The sequence below is a fragment of the Streptomyces kronopolitis genome (assembly GCF_050953795.1).
In the GTDB taxonomy this organism is placed as follows: domain Bacteria; phylum Actinomycetota; class Actinomycetes; order Streptomycetales; family Streptomycetaceae; genus Streptomyces; species Streptomyces kronopolitis_A.
Map to the genome: position 1 here is coordinate 6,381,538 of NZ_CP191850.1, position 23,790 is coordinate 6,405,327.

At 73.7% G+C, this 23,790-nt stretch carries 19 protein-coding genes; 10 read left to right on the forward strand and 9 right to left on the reverse strand.

All coding sequences use genetic code 11. The annotated features are described in order from the left end of the window. Positions 1 to 23: 23 nt before the first annotated feature. Positions 24 to 275, reverse strand: a complete 252-nt coding sequence (locus ACQP17_RS28235) for a hypothetical protein (RefSeq protein WP_433860026.1) — start codon at positions 273 to 275, stop codon at positions 24 to 26. 194 nt (positions 276 to 469) lie between these two features. Between ACQP17_RS28235 and ACQP17_RS28240 the strand changes: the two genes are divergently transcribed. Then, the gene (locus ACQP17_RS28240) at positions 470 to 1,009 is read left to right on the forward strand and encodes a MarR family winged helix-turn-helix transcriptional regulator (RefSeq protein ID WP_433858785.1); all 540 of its coding nucleotides are present in this window, start codon (positions 470 to 472) and stop codon (positions 1,007 to 1,009) included. A 12-nt stretch (positions 1,010 to 1,021) separates the two neighbouring features. Here the strand turns inward: ACQP17_RS28240 and ACQP17_RS28245 are convergent, their stop codons facing one another. Beyond that, positions 1,022 to 2,215 carry a serine hydrolase domain-containing protein gene (locus ACQP17_RS28245; protein ID WP_433858786.1) on the reverse strand — a complete coding sequence of 398 codons (1,194 nt, stop codon included), beginning with the start codon at positions 2,213 to 2,215 and terminating at the stop codon, positions 1,022 to 1,024. A gap of 401 nt (positions 2,216 to 2,616) precedes the next feature. Here ACQP17_RS28245 and ACQP17_RS28250 point away from each other — a divergent pair, with 401 nt between their 5' ends. Continuing rightward, positions 2,617 to 3,000 (forward strand): VOC family protein, encoded by a 384-nt coding sequence (locus ACQP17_RS28250; protein ID WP_433858787.1) that lies wholly within the window; start codon positions 2,617 to 2,619, stop codon positions 2,998 to 3,000. Positions 3,001 to 3,019: 19 nt separating this feature from the next. Here the strand turns inward: ACQP17_RS28250 and ACQP17_RS28255 are convergent, their stop codons facing one another. After that, positions 3,020 to 3,838 (reverse strand): lipase family protein, encoded by an 819-nt coding sequence (locus ACQP17_RS28255; RefSeq protein WP_433858788.1) that lies wholly within the window; start codon positions 3,836 to 3,838, stop codon positions 3,020 to 3,022. Positions 3,839 to 4,074: 236 nt separating this feature from the next. On the opposite strand from ACQP17_RS28255, the gene ACQP17_RS28260 reads away from it, so the two are divergent. The 6 genes from ACQP17_RS28260 (at position 4,075) to ACQP17_RS28285 (ending at position 11,581) form a co-directional block, all read left to right on the forward strand. Then, positions 4,075 to 4,461 (forward strand): hypothetical protein, encoded by a 387-nt coding sequence (locus ACQP17_RS28260; RefSeq protein WP_433858789.1) that lies wholly within the window; start codon positions 4,075 to 4,077, stop codon positions 4,459 to 4,461. A gap of 102 nt (positions 4,462 to 4,563) precedes the next feature. Next, positions 4,564 to 5,175 carry a (2Fe-2S)-binding protein gene (locus tag ACQP17_RS28265; RefSeq protein WP_433858790.1) on the forward strand — a complete coding sequence of 204 codons (612 nt, stop codon included), beginning with the start codon at positions 4,564 to 4,566 and terminating at the stop codon, positions 5,173 to 5,175. Next, positions 5,172 to 6,167 carry an FAD binding domain-containing protein gene (locus ACQP17_RS28270; protein WP_433858791.1) on the forward strand — a complete coding sequence of 332 codons (996 nt, stop codon included), beginning with the start codon at positions 5,172 to 5,174 and terminating at the stop codon, positions 6,165 to 6,167. The genes ACQP17_RS28265 and ACQP17_RS28270 overlap by 4 nt, the downstream gene beginning before the upstream one ends. A 62-nt stretch (positions 6,168 to 6,229) precedes the next feature. After that, positions 6,230 to 8,368, forward strand: coding sequence for a xanthine dehydrogenase family protein molybdopterin-binding subunit (locus ACQP17_RS28275; RefSeq protein WP_433858792.1), 2,139 nt, complete (start codon positions 6,230 to 6,232; stop codon positions 8,366 to 8,368). Between the two features lie 155 nt (positions 8,369 to 8,523). Then, positions 8,524 to 9,063 (forward strand): ATP-binding protein, encoded by a 540-nt coding sequence (locus tag ACQP17_RS28280; protein ID WP_433858793.1) that lies wholly within the window; start codon positions 8,524 to 8,526, stop codon positions 9,061 to 9,063. A gap of 460 nt (positions 9,064 to 9,523) precedes the next feature. After that, positions 9,524 to 11,581: a phosphocholine-specific phospholipase C gene (locus tag ACQP17_RS28285; RefSeq protein ID WP_433858794.1), complete on the forward strand. Its 2,058-nt coding sequence runs from the start codon at positions 9,524 to 9,526 to the stop codon at positions 11,579 to 11,581. A gap of 108 nt (positions 11,582 to 11,689) precedes the next feature. Here the strand turns inward: ACQP17_RS28285 and ACQP17_RS28290 are convergent, their stop codons facing one another. Beyond that, positions 11,690 to 13,408: an IPT/TIG domain-containing protein gene (locus ACQP17_RS28290; protein WP_433858795.1), complete on the reverse strand. Its 1,719-nt coding sequence runs from the start codon at positions 13,406 to 13,408 to the stop codon at positions 11,690 to 11,692. Between the two features lie 303 nt (positions 13,409 to 13,711). On the opposite strand from ACQP17_RS28290, the gene ACQP17_RS28295 reads away from it, so the two are divergent. After that, positions 13,712 to 14,764 carry an aldo/keto reductase gene (locus tag ACQP17_RS28295; protein WP_433858796.1) on the forward strand — a complete coding sequence of 351 codons (1,053 nt, stop codon included), beginning with the start codon at positions 13,712 to 13,714 and terminating at the stop codon, positions 14,762 to 14,764. A 96-nt stretch (positions 14,765 to 14,860) separates the two neighbouring features. Here the strand turns inward: ACQP17_RS28295 and ACQP17_RS28300 are convergent, their stop codons facing one another. Next, the gene (locus ACQP17_RS28300) at positions 14,861 to 16,042 is read right to left on the reverse strand and encodes an Ig-like domain-containing protein (protein WP_433858797.1); all 1,182 of its coding nucleotides are present in this window, start codon (positions 16,040 to 16,042) and stop codon (positions 14,861 to 14,863) included. 271 nt (positions 16,043 to 16,313) lie between these two features. Continuing rightward, positions 16,314 to 17,540, reverse strand: coding sequence for a DUF6777 domain-containing protein (locus ACQP17_RS28305; RefSeq protein ID WP_433858798.1), 1,227 nt, complete (start codon positions 17,538 to 17,540; stop codon positions 16,314 to 16,316). Between the two features lie 346 nt (positions 17,541 to 17,886). Here ACQP17_RS28305 and ACQP17_RS28310 point away from each other — a divergent pair, with 346 nt between their 5' ends. Further along, a complete protein-coding gene (locus tag ACQP17_RS28310) occupies positions 17,887 to 19,212 on the forward strand; it encodes a streptophobe family protein (RefSeq protein WP_433858799.1) in 1,326 nt (441 codons plus the stop codon). A 4-nt stretch (positions 19,213 to 19,216) separates the two neighbouring features. Here ACQP17_RS28310 and ACQP17_RS28315 read toward each other — a convergent pair whose 3' ends face one another. Genes ACQP17_RS28315 through ACQP17_RS28325 form a run of 3 tightly spaced genes read right to left on the reverse strand, consistent with a single transcriptional unit; the run spans position 19,217 to position 23,468 of the window. Next, positions 19,217 to 20,278, reverse strand: a complete 1,062-nt coding sequence (locus ACQP17_RS28315; protein WP_433858800.1) for a serine/threonine-protein kinase — start codon at positions 20,276 to 20,278, stop codon at positions 19,217 to 19,219. A gap of 6 nt (positions 20,279 to 20,284) precedes the next feature. Next, a complete protein-coding gene (locus ACQP17_RS28320) occupies positions 20,285 to 21,109 on the reverse strand; it encodes a hypothetical protein (protein WP_433858801.1) in 825 nt (274 codons plus the stop codon). A gap of 16 nt (positions 21,110 to 21,125) precedes the next feature. After that, the gene (locus ACQP17_RS28325; RefSeq protein ID WP_433858802.1) at positions 21,126 to 23,468 is read right to left on the reverse strand and encodes an FHA domain-containing protein; all 2,343 of its coding nucleotides are present in this window, start codon (positions 23,466 to 23,468) and stop codon (positions 21,126 to 21,128) included. Positions 23,469 to 23,790: the final 322 nt, after the last annotated feature.

Consider the following 23,790-nt stretch of genomic DNA (forward strand, 5'->3'; position numbering starts at 1 on the left):
GGGACGGCTCCGGCGGGGACGGCTCAGGCCAGGTAGGGGCGGGTCGAGTCCACCCGGCCGGGGCGCAGGATCCGCAGCGGTCCGCGATTGCAGGACGGGCACTCGGCACGGGTCAGCGGGGAGGCGACGCGGGCGCCGCGGGTGAAGTAGTCGGCGCGCCGGTGGCCCGCCGGATCCGTGGTGTGCCGGATCTCGTACTCCTCCTCCCAGCCGTGCCCGCAGTGCAGACAGACGAAGGAGTACGCCTCGTGAACCGTCTCGGTGTCCCGTTCCATGGTGCTCACGTCCTCTCCCCGGCCCGTCCGCGCGGCGGGGCCGGATGCATGCCGCACCTTCCATTATGGCGCTCGGCGACGGCCGGCGGGCGGCCGCGGACCCGGCCCGTCATTCGCCCGTGAAAGCGCCCGCGACCAGGCACGATGTCCGCACCGGGTACAGGCGGGAGGCCGGCACCGGGTATAAAGGCGCCATGGGGCACGAGGCGCACGGCACACCACGGGCGGCCGGGGTGGCCGCGCCCGGCGAGAATCTCGACGACGACGTCGAGGAGGTCATCGCCGCGGTGCTGACCGCCTCCCGGCTGCTGGTCGCGATCTCCGCCCGGGCACTGGGCCGCACCGCCCCCTCCCTCACCCTGCCCCAGCTGCGGGCCCTGGTGGTGCTGGACAGTCAGGGGCCGGTCAAGCTCGCCGCGCTGGCCGGGGCGCTGGGCGTCAATCCGTCCACCGCGATGCGGATGGTCGACCGGCTGGAGGTGGCCGGCAGCGTCACCCGCCAGGCCAACCCCGGCAACCGCCGCGAGGTCGTGCTGAGCCTGACGGCACGCGGCCGCGCGCTCGTCGAGGAGGTGCTCGCCGGCCGGCACGCGGAGATCGCCGCGATCGTGTCCCGGCTGCCGGCCGGCGAACGCGCCGGGCTGATCGGCTCGCTGCGTGCCCTCACCGACGCGGCGGGCGAACCGCCGGTGGCCCCACGGCCGGCCCCGCCCCCGGAGTCGGCCGCGCCGTAGCCGGCCAGGCCGTCAGCTCAGGACCGGCTCCAGGGCCTGGTACACCGCGCGGACCAGCCCGGCGTTGCGCGGATCGTGGCCCGTCGTGCCCCCGCCGTACTTGTTCATGGTGTACGCGTACGACAGCCGGTTCTCCGGGTCCGCGAAGGCGAACGAGCCGCCCGCGCCGCCGTGCCCGAACGCCCGCGGGTTGGGCCCCGCCTGGCCCTGGTGATTGAGCATGTAGCCCACCCCCCAGCGGTGTTCGTAGCCCTGCGGGGCGAGCGCGCCGAGGGTCAGGTCCCCCTCTCCCGGCAGGCTCTGCGACCGGCGCATCTCCTCCAGGGTGGCGGGCTTGACGAGGGAGCCGCCCGCCAGCGCGCCGTAGACGGTGGCCAGCCCGTGGGCGGACGCGTGCGCGTTGCCCGCCGGGATCTCCGCCGACCGGTAGGCGGCGCTGTTGACATCGCCGGTGGGAACGTACGTCAGCGCCAGCGCCACGACGGCCTGCGGGTGGTCACGGAGCGCCGTGAACGGTGGCTTCGGCAGGCCGGGGAACTGCCGGGTGAGCCGCGCCTCGTCCAGCTGCCCGACCATGTCGGCGCAGCGGGCGTGTTCCTCGGCGGGGGTGCCGATGAACACCCGCGCGCCCAGTGGCCCGGTGATCTCGCGGCGCAGGAAGGTGCCGAGGGACTGCCCGGTGATCCGCCGGACGACCTCGCCCACGAGGTAGCCGAAGGTCACCGCGTGATAGCCCTGCGCGGTGCCCGGCTCCCACCACGGCGGGGTGGCCGCCAGGGCGGCGCACACCCGCTCCCAGTCATAGGCGTCCGCCGCGGACAGCCGCTCCCGGGGCGCGATCAGACCGGCCCGGTGGCTGAGCAGCCAGCGCACCGGCAGCTCCCGCTTGCCGGCCTGCGCGAACTCGGGCCAGTAGTGGGCCACCGGGGCGTCGAGGTCCAACTCGCCCCGGTCCACGAGGAGATGGGCGCACAGGGCGGTCATTCCCTTGGACGTCGAGTAGACGTTGACGAGGGTGTCGTGCTCCCAGTCGCGGGTGGCGGCCGCGTCCGCGTGGCCGCCCCACAGGTCGACCACGGCCTCGCCGTCCACGGTCACGGTGACCGCCGCGCCGATGTCGCCGTGCGTGGAGAAGTTCCGGACGAAGGCCTCCCGTACGCCGGCGAACTCCGGTGCGCAGTGGCCGTAGACGGTGGCTGGTTCCACGGTGGCTCTCCTCGCGTCGTCCGTGTGCGGTCATCCCGTACGTGCGTGCGGCGTACGTATCGGATGATCCGCCCGGGTCGATGCCCGTGGCAACCATGTGAGGCCGGACGGCCGAGTGCCGGCGTGGTGCGGGGGTGCGGCGGCCGGGCCAGGAGGGGTTTTGGGTGCCGCCGTGACGGGTGAAACCGCAGGCCGGCGGCCCGTGTGCGTGGCACGGGGCCGGGACGGCGGCGGGCCGGGGCGCGGCCGCGGGAGGGCGGCGGCCGGTAGCGTCGGCTGCGACGACGGGGCCCGCCCTGCTGCCCAAATCCGTGCCGGGTCATCGCGTCCCGACCGATGAATCGGCGCCCCGGACGGCGTCTACCTCACCGAAACCGCAGGTCCCACCACCGGAGGTCGCCATGTCCGAGAGCCCGCCGCCCGCCCCCGCCGCCGTCCAGCCGGTGATCGTCACCCCCGATCTCGACCGGCTGCGCGACTTCTACCGTGAGCTGGCCGGCGCCGAGGAGTTCACCCGGGTGCCCGAGGAGGGGCCGGCCTTTTTCGTCGGGCTGCGGATCCGCGAGGCGGAGCTGGGCCTCGTCGCGGACCGGAGCGTGGAGACCGGCACCCCGACCCGCATCTTGCTGAGCCTCGCCGTGGACGACGTGGACGCCCTCCTGGAGCGGGTCGAGCGCCTCGGCGGAGCCGTGCTCGGCCCGGCCAACGACATGCCCTGGGGGCAGCGGGTCGCCCACATCAGGGACCCGGACGGCAACGCCGTCAACCTCACCCAGCAGCTCTGACCGGGCCGCGCCTGCCCGCTCAGTCCCGGTTCTGCTCCAGGGCCGTCAGATAGGCGTCCATGGCGTGGTCGCGGATGCCGTCGGAGGCGGGCGCGAGGGCGTCGGCGGTGAGGCCGCGGGCGTGGTCGAGCATGCCGCTGAGCAGCGGCATGGTGTGGTGGATGGCGCCCTTGGCGTCGATGTAGCGCAGCGCGGAGACGTGGTGGAAGGTGGGCTCGGGGGGCAGCTGCGGCACGATGTCGTTGTGGTTGACGAAGCGGTACATCCGGTCGGAGAAGGCCGTGTTGAACTCCTTGGACAGCTGCCGGTCACAGGTGCGCGGCTGGCCGAAGGTGTAGACGCCGTTGGCCGTCACCCGCGGCTCCTCGAAATGCAGCCGGGCGCCCGCCAGCATCGCCAGCGCCCCGCCCAGGCCGTGGCCGGTGAACCACACCGTCTGGCCGTTGTCGCGGAACTCGTCGACGGTGGCGCCGACCTGCGGCCAGACGGCTTGCAGGGCCTCGGCGAAGCCGTGGTGGACATACCCCTTGCCGCCGGGTCCGGGCCACGGCGGGGTGGTGGCGTCGGAGAGCCAGTCGCGCAGCTCGGCGGGCTCCGTCCCGCGGAAGCTGGTGATGATCATGCTGTGGCCGCCGAGGGTGCACGCCTGGGTGTCCTGCAGCGGGAACGGCGGCCGGAACGTGGTGTGGTGATGGCGCACCCGGTCGAAGCCCCAGGTCCGGGCGGTGGCGTCGATGGTCGCCTCGTCCTGGTAGGCGAGCGCGGCGGCGCGCGCCATCGCGAGCGCGTGGCGCACGGTGTAGCCGGTGGCTTTCTGGTCGATCGCGGTGCTGGTCAACGAAGGCTCCTGGTGGTCGACGGTGGATGCGGTGGGTGCCGGGCGAGGCGCGCACTCCGCCTCTGATTACAGAGAGCTTGCACTGGCTACACAGCGTAACTCCGGCGTCGGGGGCCGGGCCCCGACGCCCGTTCAAACCACTCGTTCGAGCCTCCGGTCGCACACACCGGGCCGCCGGGCGAGCCTGGAAGCGTTCGGCTCCCGGAGGACGGCCCACGAAGGAAGGCGGCCCCACAGTGAACGGCGCACAGCAGGCGGCACACGCGGAACACGTACCGGCCGAGGTGACGGTGGAACTCGAGAGCTGTGCGGCGCAGGACGCACACGCCGTCTTCAGCGCGCTGCGCACCACCTTCCGCTCCGACCGGGAGGCGGACGACGTGCCCGAGGAGATGGCCGGACCGGGCGCGACCGTGTGGACCTCGACCTTCGACGTGAGCGACCACAGGGCGGCGGCCGAGCCCCGCCGGCTGTCCACGCCCGTCGTGGTCAGCCTCCAGGGCGGCTACTGGGCGGTCGACGAGCTGTGCCGGGGCCTGGAGACCGCCTTCGCGGTGCACGTCCTCGGCACCGCCGCCGGCGACCAGGAGAAGGAGGTCGAACTGCGGCTGGAGACCCGCTAGGCGGCGGCCCGGCAGGGGACGGAGACGGGGGAGCGGGACCACGACCACGATGACGCCCCGGGCACGCACCACCCGCCCCGGGACGCGGAAAGGCAGGAGCGAGTGGAGTCCACCCGGCACCCGGCGGACGGCGGCGGCACGGCGCCGGCCACCGAGCCGCGATCCGCACTGACCCTGCACGTCAACGACGTGGCCCGCACCCTGACCGTCGACCACCGCACCACGGTCCTGGACCTGCTGCGCGAACACCTCGGCCTCACCGGCGCCAAGAAGGGCTGCGACCACGGACAGTGCGGCGCCTGCACGGTGCTCGTCGACGGGCGGCGCGCCAACAGCTGTCTGCTGCCGGCCGTCGCCCAGGACGGCCGGCGGATCACCACCGTCGAGGGCCTGGCGGACGGGGAGCGGCTGCACCCGCTCCAGGAGGCCTTCCTGGAGCGGGACGCCTTCCAGTGCGGCTACTGCACACCGGGCCAGCTCTGTTCGGCCGCCGGGATGCTGGCCGAGGCCGCGGACGGCTTCCCGTCCCACGTCACCCCGGCCACCGCGGACCCCGCGGCCCCGGCCGAGCTCACCGCCGAGGAGATCCGCGAGCGGATGAGCGGCAACCTGTGCCGCTGCGGCGCCTATCCGCGGATCGTGGAGGCCGTCGCGGACGCCGCGGCGCACCCCGGCGGGACCGCGGGGCCGGAGCACCGGGAGGTGACACCGTGAAGCCGTTCGGATATCTGCGGCCGGCCGGCGTCCAGGAGGCGGTACGGGCCGCCGCCGAGGCGCCCGGCGCCCGCTTCCTCGGCGGCGGCACCAACCTCGTCGACCTGATGAAACTCGGCGTGGAGACGCCGCGGTTGCTCATCGACGTCACCCGCCTGCCGCTCGGCGGCATCGAGGAGCTGCCCGACGGCGGGCTGCGGATCGGCGCCACGGTGCGCAACAGCGATCTCGCCGCGGCCGCCCCCGTACGCGAGCGCTACCCCGTCCTGTCGCAGGCGCTGCTGGCCGGCGCCTCGGGGCAGTTGCGGAACACCGCGACCACCGGCGGCAATCTGCTCCAGCGCACCCGCTGCCTGTATTTCCAGGACGTCACCAAGCCCTGCAACAAGCGCTCCCCGGGCACCGGCTGCCCGGCCCGCGACGGCATCCACCGCGATCTGGCCGTCCTGGGCCACTCCGCGCACTGCGTCGCCACCCAGCCCTCCGACATGGCCGTGGCGCTGGCCGCGCTGGACGCCGAGGTGCTGCTGACCGGCCCCGACGGGGAGCGCACGGTGGCGCTCACCGACTTCCACCGGCTGCCCGGCGACCGGCCGGAGCAGGACACCGTCATCCGCCCCGGCGAACTCCTCACCGCCGTCCGGCTCCCGCCCGCCGCCCCCGGCGCCCGCTCGCGCTACCGCAAGGTCCGCGACCGCGCCTCCTTCGCGTTCGCCCTGGTGTCCGTGGCCGCGGTGCTGGAGGTGCGCGACGGCGTCGTGGGGCGGGCGGCGGTGGCGTTCGGCGGGCTCGCACACCGGCCCTGGCGCGCCCGCGCGGCCGAGGAGGTGCTGCACGGCGCACCCGCCACCGAGGACACCTTCGCCCGCGCCGCCGACGCCGAACTCGCCGCCGCCCGCCCGCTGCGCGACAACGCCTTCAAGGTCGAACTCGCCCGCAACCTGGCCGTCAGCGTGCTCAGCGGCCTGGCGGACCCGGCCGGCGACCGCTGACCCCACGACGGGCCGAGCCCCCGCCGCCCCGACCCACCGTCCCCGATCCAAGGACGCGAGCCATGAGCCCCGACCCGTTCCCGCTCGGACCACCCCCCTACCCCCTGGGCGCCCCGCTCGTCCGCCGCGAGGGCCGGGAGAAGGTCACCGGCACCGCCCGCTACGCGGCCGAACACACCCCGCCGGACTGCGCCTACGCCTGGCCGGTGGCCGCCACCGTCGCCCGGGGCCGGGTGACGTCCGTGGACGCGACCGGGGCGCTCGCGCTGCCGGGGGTGTGCGCGGTGCTCACCCACGAGAACGCACCCCGCCTCGCGGCCGTCGACGACCCGACGCTGGCGCTGCTCCAGGACGACCGGGTGCCGCACCGCGGCTGGTACGTCGCGCTCGTCGTCGCCGACAGCCTCGAAACCGCCCGCGCCGCCGCCGCGGCCGTCCGCGTCAGCTACGCGGCCGAGGACGCCGATGTGCTGCTCACGGCCGGCCACCCCCGCCTCTACGCGCCGGAGACGGTCAACGGCGGCTACCCCGGCACCCGCGAACGCGGCGACTTCGACGCGGCGTTCGCCGCCGCACCGGTCACCCTCGACGCCACCTACACCGTGCCCCCGCTGCACAACCACCCCATGGAGCCGCATGCCGCCACCGCCCACTGGAGCGGCGGCCGGCTGACCGTCCACGACTCCAGCCAGGGCTCCAGCAAGGTCTGCGAGGACCTCGCCGCGCTGTTCTCGCTGGACCCGGGCGACGTCACCGTCGTCTCGGAACACGTCGGCGGCGGCTTCGGCTCCAAGGGCACGCCCCGCCCCCAGGTGGTCCTGGCCGCGATGGCCACCCGGCACACCGGACGCCCGGTCAAACTCGCCCTGCCGCGCCGGGAGATGCCCGCGGCCGTCGGCCACCGCGCGCCCACCGTCCAGCGGGTGCGGCTCGGCGCCGGCGACGACGGGGTGCTCACCGCCCTCGCGCACGAGATCGCCACCCACACCTCCACCGTCAACGAGTTCGTCGAGCAGGCCGCGGTCCCGGCGCGCATGATGTACACCTCGCCGAACAGCCGGACCGTGCACCGCGTCGTCCCGCTCGACGTCCCCACCCCCTCCTGGATGCGCGCACCGGGCGAGGCCCCCGGGATGTTCGCCCTGGAGTCCGCCGTCGACGAACTCGCCGTGCTGCTGGACATCGACCCCGTCGAACTGCGGATGCGCAACGAGCCGGACACCGAGCCGGACAGCGACCGCGCCTTCAGCAGCCGGCACCTCCTCGGCTGTCTGCACGAGGGCGCCGAACGCTTCGGCTGGCAGCCCAGGGACCCCCGCCCGGGCGTCCGGCGCGAGGGCGATCTGCTGCTCGGCACCGGCGTCGCGGCCGCCACCTACCCCGTCTACGTCGCCCCCTCCAGCGCCGAGGCGCAGGCCACCGCCGACGGCGGCTTCCGGATCCGGGTCAACGCCACGGACATCGGCACCGGCGCCCGCACCGTCCTCGCACAGATCGCCGCCGCCGCGCTGACCGTGCCGCAGGAGCGGGTCCGCATCGAGATCGGCAGCAGCGACCTGCCGCCCGCGATGCTGGCCGGCGGCTCCATGGGCACCGCCTCGTGGGGCTGGGCCGTCCACAAGGCCTGCATGGCGCTGCGGGAGCAACTGCGCGACCACGACGGACCGTTGCCCGCCGAGGGGCTGACCGCCGCCGCGGACACCCGGCAGGAGACCGCCGAACGCTCCCCCTACGCCCGGCACGCCTTCGGGGCCACCTTCGCCGAGGTGCAGGCCGACACCGTCTCCGGCGAGGTCCGGGTGCGCCGGATGCTGGGCGTCTACGCGGCCGGCCGGATCCTCAACTCCCGTACGGCGCGCTCCCAGTTCATCGGCGGGATGACCATGGGGCTGGGGATGGCGCTCATGGAGGGCAGCCGGCTCGACCCCGCCTTCGGCGACTTCGCCGAGCGCGATCTGGCCTCCTACCACGTGCCGGCCTGCGCCGACGTCCCGCGGATCGAGGCGCACTGGCTCGACGAGGAGGACCCCCACCTCAACCCCATGGGCAGCAAGGGCATCGGCGAGATCGGCATCGTCGGCACCGCGGCGGCGGTCGCCAACGCCTTCCGGCACGCCACCGGCATCCGGCTGCGGGATCTGCCGCTGACCGTGGACAAGGTCCTGCCCCGGTTGCGGGCCGCCCGGGAACGTGCTCGGTGAACGGGGCGGTGTGCGGCCCGGGATCTGTTGCGGAACCCGCCCCGCCGGGTCACCATGACAAATGACCCATACGTGATTATTGCTCACTCTTCGTGTTCGGGGTTCGTTGGTCCAACGAGGTGAAGGGCGTGAGCCTCGCGGTGAGGAGCCACGACATGACACATCCCGGCGACCGGCACTACACGGTCGAACTGCATGCTTCGGCGGAGCGTGTGCCGCAGATCCGGCGGATTCTCGCCGCGCATCTGCGCTACTGGGATCTTGAGCTGCATATCCCGCCCGTGTGCCGGGGAGTGGCGGAACTCCTGACCAACGTCCATCGCCATATCGGGCCGGACGCCCGCTGCGTCGTCGAACTCCGCTGGTCCGGCCGGCACCTCACGACCTCCGTCGCCGACGACGGACCCCGGCTGCCGAAGCTGCTCAGCGCGGCCGGCGGCGGACTCTCCACGGTCGCGGCACTGAGCGACAGTTGGGGCACCTGCGGCACCCCGGACGGCAAGGTCATCTGGTTCACCCGCCGTGTCGAGGCGGCCGGCAAGTCCCGGCTGACGGCCCGCACCCCGCTGCGCAGCGTGCCCGACCGCAAGGGCCGCCCCGAGACGGTGCCCACCGTCCCCGCCGAGCCGCTCGCCGAGCCCGCGCCCGGGGCGATCGCCGCCGCCCCGGAGCCGGCATCGGTCGCCGTCGCCTGACACCCCGACGCCCCGCCCGGGGCACGCCCCCCAAGACCGGCGGCCCGCCTCCTCCCGTCCGTGCGTGCGGGAGGAGGCGGGCCGTCCTCATCCCGCACACGGCGCCTGCCCGGTGAGCACCCCGGGCCGCGCCGGGTCCCCGTGACGACCGCCGGGGGCCGGACTCCGCCAGGAGCGGCGGTGCCGACCCGCAGACCGCCGAGCGCCTCCTCGCTCTCCCGCTGACCGCCGCCGCCCCCTCCCTGCCCGTGGCCGGTTCGTGCCGCCTCCCCGCCCGGCCGGTCGGCGTGTTCGTCATGCGTACCGCGATATGTCACACCGGTGACACCCCCCCTTCCCCGATGCTCGTTCCTCTTGGAACACTCTGCTCACGTCGTATGTCCCACCGATCCCTTCCGACCGCACGGCACCACCCCCCACCACCGCGCACCACCGCACTCACCACGAGGTTCCCCATCTCATGTCTGAACTGAATCGGCGGCGATTCCTCCAGATCGCCGGCGCGACCGCGGGCGTCTCGGCCCTGTCGAGCAGCATCGCCCGTGCCGCGGCCATCCCCGCCGCGCGCCGCTCCGGATCCCTGCAGGACGTCGAGCACATCGTCGTTCTGATGCAGGAGAACCGGTCCTTCGACCACTACTTCGGCTCGCTCAAGGGCGTCCGCGGCTTCGGCGACCCCCGGCCGCTGCAGCTGGAGAACGGCAAGTCCGTCTGGCACCAGTCCGACGGTTCCAAGGACGTCCTGCCCTACCACCCGGACGCCGACAACCTCGGCATGCAGTTCATCGAGGGGCTCAACCACGACTGGGCGGGCGGCCACAAGGCCTGGAACAACGGCAAGTACGACAGCTGGGTACCCGCCAAGGGCACCGGCACCATGGCGCACCTGACCCGCAAGGACATCCCGTTCCACTACGCGCTCGCGGACGCCTTCACCATCTGCGACTCGTACCACTGCTCGATCATCGGGGCCACCGACCCTAACCGCTATTACATGTTCTCCGGCCATGTCGGCAACGACGGCTCGGGCGGCGGCCCGGTCCTGGGCAACGAGGAGGCGGGGTACGGCTGGACCACGTACCCGGAGCGCCTGGAGAAGGCCGGGATCTCCTGGAAGGTCTACCAGGACATCGGTGACGGCCTGGACGCCGACGGCAAGTGGGGCTGGATCGAGGACGCCTACCGCGGCACCTACGGTGACAACTCCCTGCTCTTCTTCAACCAGTACCGCAACGCCAAGCCCGGCGACCCGCTCTACGACAAGGCCCGCACCGGCACCAACGTCAAGCAGGGCGACGGCTACTTCGACCACCTCAAGGCCGATGTGAAGGCCGGCAAGCTGCCCCAGATCTCCTGGATCGCCGCCCCCGAGGCCTTCTCCGAGCACCCCAACTGGCCCGCCAACTACGGTGCCTGGTACGTCTCCCAGGTGCTGGACGCGCTCACCTCCAACCCCGAGGTGTGGAGCAAGACCGCGCTGTTCATCACCTACGACGAGAACGACGGCTACTTCGACCACGTCCTGCCGCCGTTCCCGCCGGCCTCCGACGACCAGGGCCGCTCCACCGTGGACAGCTCGCTCGACTCCTTCGGCGGCAACGCGACCTACTCCGCCGGCCCCTACGGGCTCGGCCAGCGCGTCCCGATGCTCGTCGTCTCGCCCTGGAGCACCGGCGGCTACGTCTGCTCCGAGGTCTTGGACCACACCTCCATCATCCGGTTCATGGAGCGCCGCTTCGGAGTCCACGAGCCCAACATCTCGCCCTGGCGCCGTGCCATCAGCGGCGACCTGACCTCCGCCTTCGACTTCGGCCTGGAGAACGCCAAGCCGGCCGCGCTCCCGGACACCGACGGCTTCCGGCCGCCGGACAAGGACCGGCACGACAGCTATGTGCCGAAGCCGCCCGCCAACCCCGTCCTGCCCAAGCAGGAGCCGGGCTCCCGGCGGTCCCGCCCGCTGCCGTACGCGCCGCTGGTCGACGGCTCCGCCACGCCCTCCACCGGGCGCTTCACCCTCGCCTTCAAGAGCGGTGACAAGGCCGGCGCCTGCTTCACGGTCACCGCGGGCAACCGCACCGACGGTCCCTGGACGTACACCACGGAGGCCGGCAAGCAGATCGCCGACACCTGGAACACCGCGTACTCCAAGGGCACGTACGACCTGTCGGTGCACGGCCCGAACGGCTTCCTGCGCACCTTCCGGGGCGACGGCAAGAAGACCGGCCCCGAGGTGACCGCCCGCCACGACGCGACCGCGGGCCGGCTCGTCCTGAGCTTCACCAACCACGGCCGGACCGACTGCCACCTCACCGTCACGAACGCCTACGGCGGGGCGAGCGAGACCTACCCCGTCCGCGCGGGGGCCACCGTCAAGAAGCCGCTCGACCTGCGTGCCAGCAAGCGCTGGTACGACCTGTCGGTCACCTCCGACACGGACAAGACCTTCCTGCGCCGGTTCGCCGGCCATGTGGAGAACGGTCAGCCGGGCGTGAGCGACCCGGCGATCATCACCGGCTGAGCCGAGCGGGCCGCCCGGCCCGCCGCCGCAGCCGGGCAACGGGGCATCCGCCGTGGACGGAGGGTGCCCCGTTGCCATTGCCGTTTCCGTTTCCGCTCCCCGTCCGGGTCAGGTGTAGGTGTAGGGCCGGGGAGCGATGGCGCTGCCGCCGGCGGAGGTGACGGTCACCGGTACCGCTCCCGGAGCGTGCGCCGGGGCGACGGCCTGGAGCAGGGAGTCCGTCACGGCGGTGAAGGCAGCCGGGGTGGCGTCGAAGAGCACCTCGGTCGTCCGTGCCAGCCCGGAGCCGAGGAGGGCGACGACCGTGCCGCCGGCCCGGGATCCGGCCGTCGGGGTGAGGGCGTTGAGCGCGGGCGGGCCGACGTAGGTGTAGGTGCCGCCCTCGGCGACCCCGCCGATCGTGGTGACCGTGACCGGCACCCCGCCGGCCGGCCCGGGCGGGGCGGTCATGGTGAGCACGCTGTCGGAGAGGACCACCGGCGTGACCGCGGCGCCGCCGAAGCCGACCGTGCACGCGGTGGCCAGGGACGTGCCGGTCAGTGTCACGGTGGTACCGCCCGCGACGGGCCCCGAGGCGGGGGAGAGCCCGCTCACGCGGGGCGGCGGGAGGTAGTAGAAGGGCATCGGGGCGCTGGTGCCGCCCGGCGTGGTCACGGTGACGTCCACGACGCCGTGCCCCGCCGGGGTGACCAGGGTGATCTCGTGGTCGCTGACGACGACCACCTCGGTGGCGGGCCGGGGGCCGAAGTGCACGGCGGTGGCCCCGGTCAGATGGGTGCCGAGGAGGGTGACGCGGGTCCCGCCGCCGGTCGGCCCCTGGTAGGGGTGCAGGCCGGTCAGTCCGGCGAGGACGGTGACCGTGCTGTCGCCGTTGTTGGCCACGTAGACGCTCTGCTGGTCCGGGGTGATCGCCACCCCGTACGGCACGTTCAGCCCGGCGTGGTCGGCGATCACGCGGTAGCTGCCGGTGTCGACGACCCGCACCGTGCTGTCGCCGTTGCAGGAGACGTAGGCGAGCAGCCCGTCCCCGGTCAGCGCCACCGCGAACGGCAGCCAGAAACCCGGGATCGAGGCGAGGACCGTGCCGGTCGCGGTGTCCAGCACGTCGACGGTGTTGCCGCCGTAGTTCGGGACGAACAGCCGCCGCCCGTCCGGGGTGACGGCCGACGACCGGGGGAACCGGAACCCGGTCAGTTCGCGGACGACGGTGCCGGCGGCGGTGTCGATCACACTGATCGTGTTCGCGGCCTCCTCGCCCACGTAGGCCCGGTCGCCGTCCGGTGTGATCAGGATGGTGCGCGGCCCGATGCCGACCGGGATCTCGGCGGTGACCGTGTTGCCGGCGGTGTCGATGACCCGGACGGCGTTGCGCGACTGGCAGGCCACGAACAGCCGCGCGCCGTCGGGGGTGACGGCCAGTTCCACGGGGTTGCCCATGTCCTCCACCGTGCCGATGACGGCGTTGGCCGCCGTGTCGATCGTGCTGACGGTGCCGGCGCCGAGACTGGCCACGTAGAGCCGCCGCCCGTCCGGGGAGACCGCGGCGCCCCAGGGCCCGGGGGCCACCGGGATGGTGGCGGTCACGGCCTTGGTGACCGTGCTGAGCACCGAGACGGCGCTCGACCCGTAGTCGGTGACGTAGGCCCGGCCGCCGTCCGGGCTGATCACCACGGACACCGGGCCGTTCCCCACCGGCACGGTGACCACCGGCGGCGGTGCGGCGGACCTCGGGACCCCGGCGGGCGCCGGGGCACGCAGCCTCGGCGGCGGCGCGTGACCGGCGGCGAGGGGCGGCGGGGGTCCGGTTCCCGGCTGCAGTGCAGGCATCTGCTCTTCCTTCCCGACGACGGGTGCCGGGGTGTCCCGTGCTCCCGGAGGAAGGCCCGTACCGCGCTTGCCCGGATCCTCCGTCGCAGAGGGAGGGCAACCCGCCGGCTCGAACCCGACCAGTAACCCAACGCGCTTCGCCGCCGCACAACAGCCGCCGGCCGAATTCACCCGGACGGAGCAGACGGACCGTCGAGTCCGGCGCCCCGGGGCCGCCGGACGGCCGCGCCTTGCGCTGGAGTGCGCTCCAGCTCCTAGCGTGGGCGCACCACCGACCAACTGTCGCTGAACGAAGGGGACATCGTGCGCTACACACTGTTCGGCAGGACCGGCCTGCGGGTGAGCGAGCTGAGCCTGGGGACCATGACGTTCGGCGCCGGGGGCTGGGGCACCGACAAGGACACCAGCGGCCGGATCCTGGACGCCTACGCGGACGCGGGCGGCAACTTCATCGACACCGCCAACGTCTACGCCGACGGCGCCTCCGAACGGATCCTGGGGGAACTGCTCGACGGCCGCCGGGACAGCTTCGTGCTGGCCAGCAAGTACACCTGCGCGACCCGCAAGGGCGACGTGAACTCCGCGGGCAACCACCGCAAGAGCCTGGTCCGTTCGGTGGAGGCGAGCCTGGAGCGGCTGCGCACCGACCACCTCGACGTGCTGTGGGTGCACGCCCGGGACCAGTTCACGCCCGTGGACGAGGTCATGCGGGCGCTCGATGACATGGTGCGGTCGGGCAAGGTGCTCCACCTCGGCGTCTCCGACTGGGCGGCCTGGGAGATCGCGCAGGCCAACACCCTCGCCGAGCTGCGCGGCTGGACCGCGTTCGCCGGCTCGCAGCTGCGCTACAACCTGCTGGAGCGGACGCCGGAGCGCGAACTGCTGCCGCAGGCCCACGCCTTCGATCTGGCCGTCCTGGCCTGGGCGCCGCTCGCGGCCGGCAAGCTCACCGGCAAGTACCGCCGCGGGGAGCAGGGCCGCCTGGCCGGTTCGGCGCAGGACACGGCCGACCGGCGGACGGAGGAGACCGTCACCGCGGTACTTCAGATCGCCGAGCAGGGCGGCTGGAGTCCGGCGCAGGTGGCGCTGGCGTGGCTGCGCGGCCGGCCCGGCAGCGTCATCCCGATCATCGCCGCCACCAGGGAGAGCCAGCTGTGCGACAACCTCGCCGCGGCCGGGGTCACCCTCGACGCCGACGCGCTGGCGCGGCTGGAGGAGACCAGCGCGGTCCCCCTCGGCTTCCCGCACGACTTCCTGCGCGAGCCGCAGATCGTCGAGAACGTCTACGGCGACCGCTGGCAGCGGATCGACGACCGCCGCCCCACCCTCCGCCGCACGACCGGCGGAATCGGCTGATCGCCCCCGGGCGGGAGTGGTGCGAAGACGCGGACGCCGCCGCCCGGAGAACCGGGCGGCGGCGTCCGCGGTCCGCGCCGTGCGCAGCCGCCGGGGTCAGCCGTGCAGCGCGCTGCGCTGCTGCCACTGCTGCCAGCTCTCCTGCCAGACCTCCAGGCCGTTGCCGACATCGGTCTTCTCGGTGTTGCTGGTGCCCTTGACCTCGACCGTGGAGCCGATCGGCAGGAAGTCGTAGATCTTCTTGGCGTCCGAGGTGGTCATGCCGAAGCAGCCGTGGCTGTTGTTCTCCACGCCGAGCGACTTGTTCCACGGGGCGGAGTGCAGGAAGGTCCCGGACGCGGTGAGGTGGGTGACCCACTTGGAGTCCAGCATCCACTTGTCGCCGTAGCCGATGGTGGCCGAGTCCATCGTCTCGGCCGCGTTCTTGCTGCGGACGGTGTGCACCCCGCCGCGGGTCGGGGCCTGGGGGGAGCCCGCGGAGCCGCGGATGGTGCCGACGCTCTTGCCGTTCTCGTACATCGTCAGGGTGTGGGACGGGACGTCGATGACGGCCTTGTGGTCGGCGCCGATGCGGAAGCCGAAGTTGTAGTCCCGGGCGAACCAGCCGCCGTCCGCACCGGAGTCGATCCCGGACAGCGCGCCCTTCACGGAGACCTTGGTGCCGGTCGGCCAGTAGTCCTTGGGACGCCAGTCGATCCGGTCCTTGCCGGAGTAGTCCTTGACCCAGCCCCAGGCACCCTCGACCTTCGGCTGGGTGGTGACCGTCAGCGCCTTCTCGATCTCGGCGCGCCGGTCCTTGGCTATGGGGTGGTCGAAGAGGATCGACACCGGCATCCCGGTGCCCACGGTCTGGCCGCCGCCCGGGGTGTTGGTGAGCTTGTTGACCTTGTCGGGCTGCTCGGTGGTGAATTCCGAGGTGGCCGCGGCTTCCTTGCCCTCGGTCGACTTCGTCTTGGTGCGCACGGTGTAGGTGGTCTTCGGCGCCACCTTGCCGTCCGAGGTCCATGACGTGCCGTCACCGGCGAGGCGGCCGCCGACCGTGCCGCCCTTGTCGGTCTTGACCTCGACCGAGGTGAGCTTCCCGCCGTCGGCCCGCACGGATATGCGTGAGCCGAGCTTGGCCGCCTTGGTGCCGGCGGCCGGGGTGACGGTCACCTTGGCGGCCGGCTCGTCGGCCTTCGTCGTGCCCGAACCCGGCCCGCATGCGGTCAACAGGGCGGCGCCCGCGGCCAGGGCGGGTATCAACCGGGCGAAGTGGCGGCGTGGTCCGGCGTGCACGGGGGTCCCTCCAGAGCAGACAGCTGACAGTGGCGGAGCCCGGCCCTGCGCGGGGTCACCGCCCGGGGCTGTCAAAAGGACCCGCCGCCTATCCAGAGGGTGTGTCCACCGAGGTGGTTGTCCGGTGCACCGGATCATTAGGACACAGTTCGATATCGGGGGATCGGGGAAGACGCCGGTGGCCGGCCACGGGGAGTGGCCGGCCACCGGCACGCGGCGGACGCGGCCGCCCGCGGAAGGTCGCGGGCGGCCGCGTCAGCCGTCGTCAGGGTCAACTCGACGGGGGTGTCCCGCCGCCGCTCCCGCCGCCGGGCGACCCGCCACCGCCCGTGGTCCCCCCGCCGGTCGTGCTGCCGCCGGTCGTCTCTCCGCCGGTCGTGCCGCCACCGTTCGTCTCTCCGCCGGTCGTGCCGCCGTCCGGGCTGCCGCCGCCGGTCGAGGCGGACTCGCCGCCGGTGGTGCTGCCGCCCCCGGTGCTCCCCGGCGGCTGTCCCGGCGAGGCCGAGCCGCCCCCGGGGGAGCCGGTGGTGCCGGAGGACGTCTCACCGGACGACGGTGACTGGTTCGGCGGCGGCTGGGAGTTGGAGGGGCCGCTGGGGGTCTGGGACGGCGGGGAGGTCGGGCTGTCGGTGGTGCCGGTGGTGCCCTGGGGGCGCTTGAACCAGGTGCCCGTCTGCGGGTTGCGCAGCGTGAAGTCCTTGATCTTGGACTTGGCGGGCGTGACCACGACCACGTTCGAGGACCGGTATCCGGGCCACGTCGTGCCGACCGTCTTCACGTCCCCCTTGAGGGCCGTCGGCTTCGTCAGCGGGTTCCCGCACTTGCAGCGCACCCGCGGTACCCCGTACGCGTCGACCATGACCGCGGTGCCGGCCTGCAGCACCGACTGGAACTCGGTGGTCTTGCCGTCCCGGTAGCCGTGGTTGGTGACCCGGGTGTCATAGCTCAGCTGCACGGGGGTCAGCGACCGCAGATAGCGCGGGACATCGCCCGGGGCCACGCCCACGACGCCGGCGAACGCCTTGTTCTTGGCGGGGGCGCCGGTGAGGTAGGTGATCTGCTTCTCGACGTCGCAGGCCGAGCTGTTCCGGGTGCCGCCGTAGAGGCCGGGTGTCGCCCCCGAGAATTCGCTGTTCGAGCCCTGGGACTGCTTGGGCGTGGCGGACGGGGACGGGGACGAGTCGTTCGCCGAGGACTTGGTCACCGGGTCGCGGCCGGTCGAGGCGGCCGGTTCGGCGAAGACCTCGCTGGTGCCGGAGCCGCTCGGCCGGGTGAGCACCAGCGTGATGATCACGGCCGCGACCACGGCGGCCGCGATGATCGCGACCCGCGGGGCGGACCGCCACCAGGGCTTGCCCTCCTCCCCGCCGCCGTCCCCGCCGCCTCCGCCCCCGCCGTGTCCGCCGGGGCCGTCCGGGCCGCTCGGTCCGCCGGGGCGGGTGGCGGTGGCCGGGGTCGTGGGCTCCTCCGGCTGCCGCGGTTCCGGCTGCGGGGTCACCTGTGTCGGCTCGTGCGAGGGGCCGGAGAGCGGGCCCGACGGCGGTCCTGTCGGGTGGCTGTCAGGCGGGGGAGGAGTCACGGGTGCCCTTCCGACGCGTGTGGGCCATCCGGCTATGCGAATTTTGCCCGTGTTTGTCGATGTCAAGGACATTGTGTGCCCGGGTTCGGTACGGTCCGCAAGCGGGGCAGTACACAGGGTGCTTACCGTGGGGGCAGCCGTCCGTGCGGGCGGGGCACCGGGCCGCGGGCTCCCGGCGGAGCGTCACGGGTCCCCCGTGCCACCGCGGCCGCGGCGCTCACCAGGCGGATCGCCGGCAGGCGGTCCCGTACCGGCAGGAGAGAGCGTGAGCCAGCTGCGAGGTCCCACGTCGGACGGCCCGCCGCCCGGCCCGGTACCCGTCCACGGCGCGCCTCCCGCCCTCCGGGCCTGGGCGCACGCGCTGGGGACGGCCGTGGCCGGCTTCCTGACCATGCTCGTGGTCGCCACGCTCGGCCTGTGGGCGGCCGGCGCCGCCGACCTTCCCGGCGGGGCGTTCCCCTCCGTGATCGCCGCGACCGTGGTGATCGCCGCCGGCGGCTCGGTCGGCCTGTCGGGCAACGCCGGATCCCTCGCCCGGGCGCACGCGAACCTCGACGCCGTACCGCTGTCGGTCACCCTCGCCGGGGCGCTGGTGACCGCCGCCGTCTTCCTGCTGCCGTTGCGCCACCGGGCGGTGGCCGGCACTGCGGAGCTGCTCGCCACGATCGCCCGGACCGCGGTGTGCTGGCTGGTGATCCTGCTGCTGTTCGCGCTCGCGGCCTCGCACGACTTCCGGATCACGGTCGGCAACGGCATCGCCGATCAGCTCGGCGCCGATCTGGGCGCCACCCCCGTCGTCGGCTTCCGCGCCGATCTGCCCGCGACGCTCGGCGTGGGGCTGCTGTGGGTGCTGGCGCTGCTGGTGTTGACGTTCCTGATCTCGCGCCGGGCCCCGCTCTCCGCGCAGCTGCTGCACTTCCAGGACTCCGTCCGCCCGCCCGCGTTCGCGATGCTGCTGACCCTGCTCGCCTACGCCGTGATCGGACTGGTCGTCGGCATCGTCGAGCTGTTCACCCGGGGCGACCCGGCCCAGACCTTCGCGGTGATCTTCCTCGGGCTGCCCAATCTGATGTGGATGGCGCTGGGCATCGGCACCGGCGGCGGCTGGGTGGGGCATGTCGACAAGGCCGTCGGGCTGCCCGTGCCGACCGCGCTCGACCAGGTGCTGCGCACCCGCGGGCAGCGGACCCTGGACCTCGGCGCGCTCGCCGCGCACGACGGCCGGGCCTGGCTGCTGGTGGCGGTGGCGGCCGTGGTGCTGCTCGGCGCCGCCTTCGTCTCGGCGGTCCGCTCCCCGGCCCGGCGGCCGGCCTGGCGGCACGCCGTCGAGCTGGCCGTGGCGCTGGCACTCACCCTGCTCACCGTCGGCCTGCTCACCCGCATCTCCGCCCGCTTCGGGCTCTCCCTGATCGGCGTCGGCGACCTCGGCGGCGGCCTGGGCAACGCGGTCACCCTGGATCCGCAACTCCTGCGGCTGGTGGGAGTGGGCCTGCTGTGGGGGCTGGTCACCGGCTTCCTCGGCAGCCTGCTGGCGCGGCGCGTACGGCACCCGGGCGAGGTGACGGGCCCGCAGCCGCCGCGCGAGCCCTGACCGCTCAGGCCGCCGGCGGGGACTCCGCACGGCCCGGGAACACCGGGGTGGCCCAGCGCGGGGGCGGCGGAGGCGCCGGGCTGCGCCGGCCGCCCGGGTCGGCCCCGGCGTCCACCTGCGTCGGCGGATGCGCGTGGGCCGCGCCCGCCGCCGGCCCGGGCCCGGCGGTCCGGCCGGCGGCCCGCAGCGCCGCCACGAAGCCCCGGCAGGTCTCGTAGCGGTCATCGGGCGCCTTGGCCAGGGACTGGGCGAACACCGTGTCGACGGACTCCGGCAGATCCGGCCGCTGCCGCGTCAGCGCCGGCGGCGGATCGTACTGGTGGGCCCACAGCAGCGCCATGTCGTCGTCGCGCCGGAACGGCGGCGCCCCCGTCAGCATCTCGAACAGCACGCAGGCCAGGCTGTAGACATCGCAGCGGCCGTCCACCGGGCGGCCGGAGATCTGCTCCGGCGCCACGTAGTCCAGGGTGCCGACGAACTGGCCGACGCTGGTGAACCCGGTCAGCGACAGGGACTTCTTCGTCAGCCCGAAGTCGGTGAGGTAGGCGTGCTCGGGGCGGTCGCTGTCGGTGCCCTCGGCGATCAGGATGTTGCCCGGCTTGACGTCGCGGTGCACCAGGTCGTGCGCATGGGCGGCGTCCAGCGCCGAGGCCACCTGCAGACCGATCCGGCAGGCCGTCTCCAGCGGCAGCGGGCCGTCGCGGTCCAGCAGCGCCCGCAGGTCCCGCCCCTCGACGTAGCGCATCGCGATGTAGAGCACGCCCTCGGTCTCCCCGGCCTCGAAGACCGGGACGATGTGCGGGTGGTCGATCGCCGCTGCGACCCGCGACTCATGGGCGAAGCGCTGCCGGAAGGTGTCGTTCCGGGCGAGTTCGGGCGCCAGCAGCTTGACCGCCACGGTGCGGCCCAGCCGCAGGTCCTCCGCCCGGTAGACCACGGCCATCCCGCCCCGGCCGATCTCGTCCCTGAGCAGGTACCCGGCGAGCTGCCGCCCGCGCAGCGCGGGCGAGTCGGGGGCCGTGGCGCGCTCCGGTCCCCGGTCGGCCGACTCCCGTCCGTCGCTCACCGCGGGTCACCCGCGTCCGGCGGCCGGCGGCGGGCTCCCGGGGTCCATCGCCCGGGTCCGTTCGGGGTCCGGCGGCGGCTGGCCGTCCGGCGGCGACGGCGGATCCGGCTCGGGGGGCGCGACCTGCGTCGGGGCGGGTCCGGGGCCGGCCGGCGCGGCGGTTCCGGGGTCTTCCGGCGCGGGCGTGGCGGGCCCGGACACGGTGCCGGCCGGCGGCCCGTCCGCCGCCGGCTCCGCCGGGGCGTTCCGCGCGCCCGTCGCGGCCTCCGGCCCGTCCGCCGCCGCGTCCGGCCCGTCCCGCGCCCCGGAGCCCGGCTCCGACGGCGACTGCCGCCCCGGCCGTGAGGAGGGCTTCGACGCCACCGCGTACGTCTGCAACGACACCCCGTCGCAGTAGCACCAGCGCTCGTGCCGGGCGTCGTACAGCCAGACCGCGTCGCCGTCCACGACCACGCCCAGCCGGTTGCCCCGGGTGCGCCGGGCGAAGGACTCGCCGTCCAGCTGCCCGGCGGCCAGCTCCTCCACCAGGTGCCGGTAGCGGGTCAGTTCGCCCTCGACGGCGCCCAGCAGCGGCCGCGGGTCCGCGGTCCGGGCGGCGGGCTGTGCGGCGGCCGGCGGCTCGCGCGGGACGGACAGCAGCAGCCGGCCGTCCACCCAGGTCGACCAGCCGTTGGAGCACAGCGCCAGCGCCCAGTCGCCCCGTCGGTCGATGACCTGGACGGGGAGCAGCGGGTCGAGCGGCGAGGCCGGGCGGGTGGTGTCCGGGGCCGACCAGGTCGCCATCCCCTCCGGTGGGACGACATGGCTGGGGAGGAAATCGGGCGAGGTCATCGGCGGCTCCCGGGCACTACTCGCGCATGATCTCGGGCTCGTGCCGCCGCAGCAGCCGGAGCACCACGAAGCCGAGGATCAGCGAGAGCACGACCATCATGCCCATGTTCAACAGCCAGATCCCCACGGCGTGCTGGAACAGTGGGTCGGCGGTCCCCTGCGGTACGAGACGGTGCAGATCGATGGTGCCCGCCATGGCGCCGAGCGCCCACCGGGACGGCACCAGCCAGGCCAGCTGCTCCAGCACCGGCACGCCGGTCAGCTTCAGCAGCGCACCGCAGAACACGACCTGGATGATCGCGAGGAGGACCAGCAGCGGCATGGTGACCTCTTCCTTGCGCACCAGGGCGGACACGAAGAGGCCGAGCATCATGGCGGTGAAGGCCAACAGGGCCACCGCCAGGGTGATTTCGAGCAGTGGCGGCAGCAACACGCCCTTGCCGCCGGGTGCGTGCAGCTGGACGCCGAACAGCGCCACCAGGGTCAGTACCACGGCCTGCACGACCGTGATCACTCCCAGTACCAGCACCTTGGACATCAGATACGCCGAGCGGGACAGGCCGACGGCTCTCTCCCGCTGGTAGATCGTCCGCTCCTTGACCAGCTCCCGTACCGCGTTGGCGGCGCCGGTCAGCACCGCGCCGACGCACAGGATCAGCAGCGCGTTGATCGCGGCGGATCCCTTGGCGAGCGAGGACCCGGCCAGGGCGTGCGCCATCGCCCCCATGACGAACGGCAGCGCCACCATGATGACCAGGAAGGTCCGGTCGGCGGTCAGCGCCGCCGCATAGCGCCGCACCAGCGTGTTCAGCTGCTTGCCCCAGCTCTGCGCCGTGGGCGCGGCCACCTTGCCGCGCGGCGCCTCGGGGGCGCGCGGCGGCTGGTGGGACTCCATGGCGATGTGGCGGCGGTGCTCCGGCGAGGCGCGGAACTCGCCCGCCCAGTCCCGGTCCTTGTCGTTCTCGAAGGCCTCGAACGCCTCCGGCCACTGCGCGTACCCGAAGTAGGGCAGCGCCTCCTCCGGCGGCCCGTAGTAGGCGATCGTGCCGCCCGGCGCCAGGATGAGCAGCCGGTCACAGACGTCGAGGCTCAGCACGCTGTGGGTGACGACGATGACCGTGCGGCCGTCGTCCGCCAGGCCGCGCAGCATGTGCATGACGGAGCGGTCCATGCCGGGGTCGAGCCCGGAGGTCGGTTCGTCGAGGAAGAGCAGCGAGGGCTTCGTCAGCAGTTCCAGCGCCACGCTCACCCGCTTGCGCTGGCCGCCCGAGAGGCTGTGGATCGGCTGGTTCACCCGCTGGTCGAGGCCCAGTTCACGGATCACCTCGTCGACCCGCGCCTGCCGCTCGGCCTTCGCGGTGTCCTCGGGGAAGCGCAGCTCGGCGGCGTAGCCCAGCGCCCGGCGCACGGTCAGCTGCAGATGCAGGATGTCGTCCTGCGGGACCAGTCCGATGCGCTGCCGCAGCTCGGCGTAGTCGCGGTAGAGGTCACGGCCGTCGTAGAGCACCGTGCCCTCGTCCGCGGGGCGCAGTCCGGTCAGCGCGTTGAGCAGCGTCGACTTGCCCGCGCCGCTCGGTCCGACCACGGCGAGCAGCGACTTCTCGCCCACCGGGAAGGACACCTGGTCCAGCAGTGTCTTGCGGCCCTTGTCGACGCGGACGGCCAGGTCCTGGACGTCCAGCGACACCTCACCGGTGTCGATGAACTCCTGGAGCTCGTCGCCCACCAGCGCGAACGCGGCGTGCCCGATGCCGACGATGTCGCCGGGGATCATCGGGGCGCGGTCCACCGGCTGGCCGTTGAGGTAGGTGCCGTTGTGGCTGTCCAGGTCGACGATCTCGAAGCCGTCCGGGCCCGCGCGCAGCTCCGCGTGCCGGCGGGAGACCGTGAGGTCGTCGACGACCAGGTCGCTGTCGGGGGCGCGGCCGATCCGGGTGGTGCGGGCGGCCGGCAGCGGCAGCACCGCGCTGGGGCGGCGGAAGGTGCTGGTGCCCGCGGGGTGGGAGACGGCGGAGGGCCGCTCGACCGGGGCCGGCCGGGGTACCACGGAGAGCACCGCGCACGGCCCGTCCGCGGGGTTGCCGAACCGGATCACGCTGCCCGGTCCGACACCGGTCTCCTGCACCCGCCGCCCGTCGGCGTACGTGCCGTTGGTGCTGCCCTCGTCCTCCACGGTCCAGTGCCCGGCCGTGGCGCGGAGCACCGCGTGATGCCAGGAGACCCGGGCGTCGCTCAGTACGACCTCGCCCTCGGGGTCCCGTCCGACGTGGTAGACGCGGCGGGGATCCATCACCTGGGTGCTGCCGCCGGACTCGACCACGAGTTCCGGCGCGGTGGACGAATCCTGCCGCTCGGCCATGGCAGCAATTTTACGGCGGAGGACCGTGCTCCGCCTGTTCGCGAGGCTCCGCCGCGGCCCGCAAAGACCCTGCCCAAAGCGGCATTTCGCGGCATGGTCGCGTTTATCCGAGCGAATACGACCGGTTACTCGCGAGAAAGGGCACAGGTCAACTAGGGTGAGCGCTCCGATTGCCCGCACCCGCAAATTCCATGGAAATACCGGAATTTGTTGCGTCGATCGAAGGAAGTCCTGTCGAACCGGGACGACAAGTACAGCGCAGGGCTGCGTGGCGCCGGCAACACCGCAGAGCGTCGGCTTTGTAGGACCCGGCCGGCCCGTC

Excerpts from the sequence above, each read along its gene's own strand:
- ACQP17_RS28285 (WP_433858794.1), top strand. The coding sequence starts at position 9,524 with ATGTCTGAACTGAATCGGCGGCGATTCCTCCAGATCGCCGGCGCGACC.
- ACQP17_RS28240 (WP_433858785.1), top strand. The coding sequence starts at position 470 with ATGGGGCACGAGGCGCACGGCACACCACGGGCGGCCGGGGTGGCCGCG.
- ACQP17_RS28290 (WP_433858795.1), bottom strand. The coding sequence starts at position 13,408 with ATGCCTGCACTGCAGCCGGGAACCGGACCCCCGCCGCCCCTCGCCGCC.
- ACQP17_RS28235 (WP_433860026.1), bottom strand. The coding sequence starts at position 275 with ATGGAACGGGACACCGAGACGGTTCACGAGGCGTACTCCTTCGTCTGT.
- ACQP17_RS28280 (WP_433858793.1), top strand. The coding sequence starts at position 8,524 with ATGACACATCCCGGCGACCGGCACTACACGGTCGAACTGCATGCTTCG.
- ACQP17_RS28250 (WP_433858787.1), top strand. The coding sequence starts at position 2,617 with ATGTCCGAGAGCCCGCCGCCCGCCCCCGCCGCCGTCCAGCCGGTGATC.
- ACQP17_RS28325 (WP_433858802.1), bottom strand. The coding sequence starts at position 23,468 with ATGGCCGAGCGGCAGGATTCGTCCACCGCGCCGGAACTCGTGGTCGAG.
- ACQP17_RS28320 (WP_433858801.1), bottom strand. The coding sequence starts at position 21,109 with ATGACCTCGCCCGATTTCCTCCCCAGCCATGTCGTCCCACCGGAGGGG.
- ACQP17_RS28275 (WP_433858792.1), top strand. The coding sequence starts at position 6,230 with ATGAGCCCCGACCCGTTCCCGCTCGGACCACCCCCCTACCCCCTGGGC.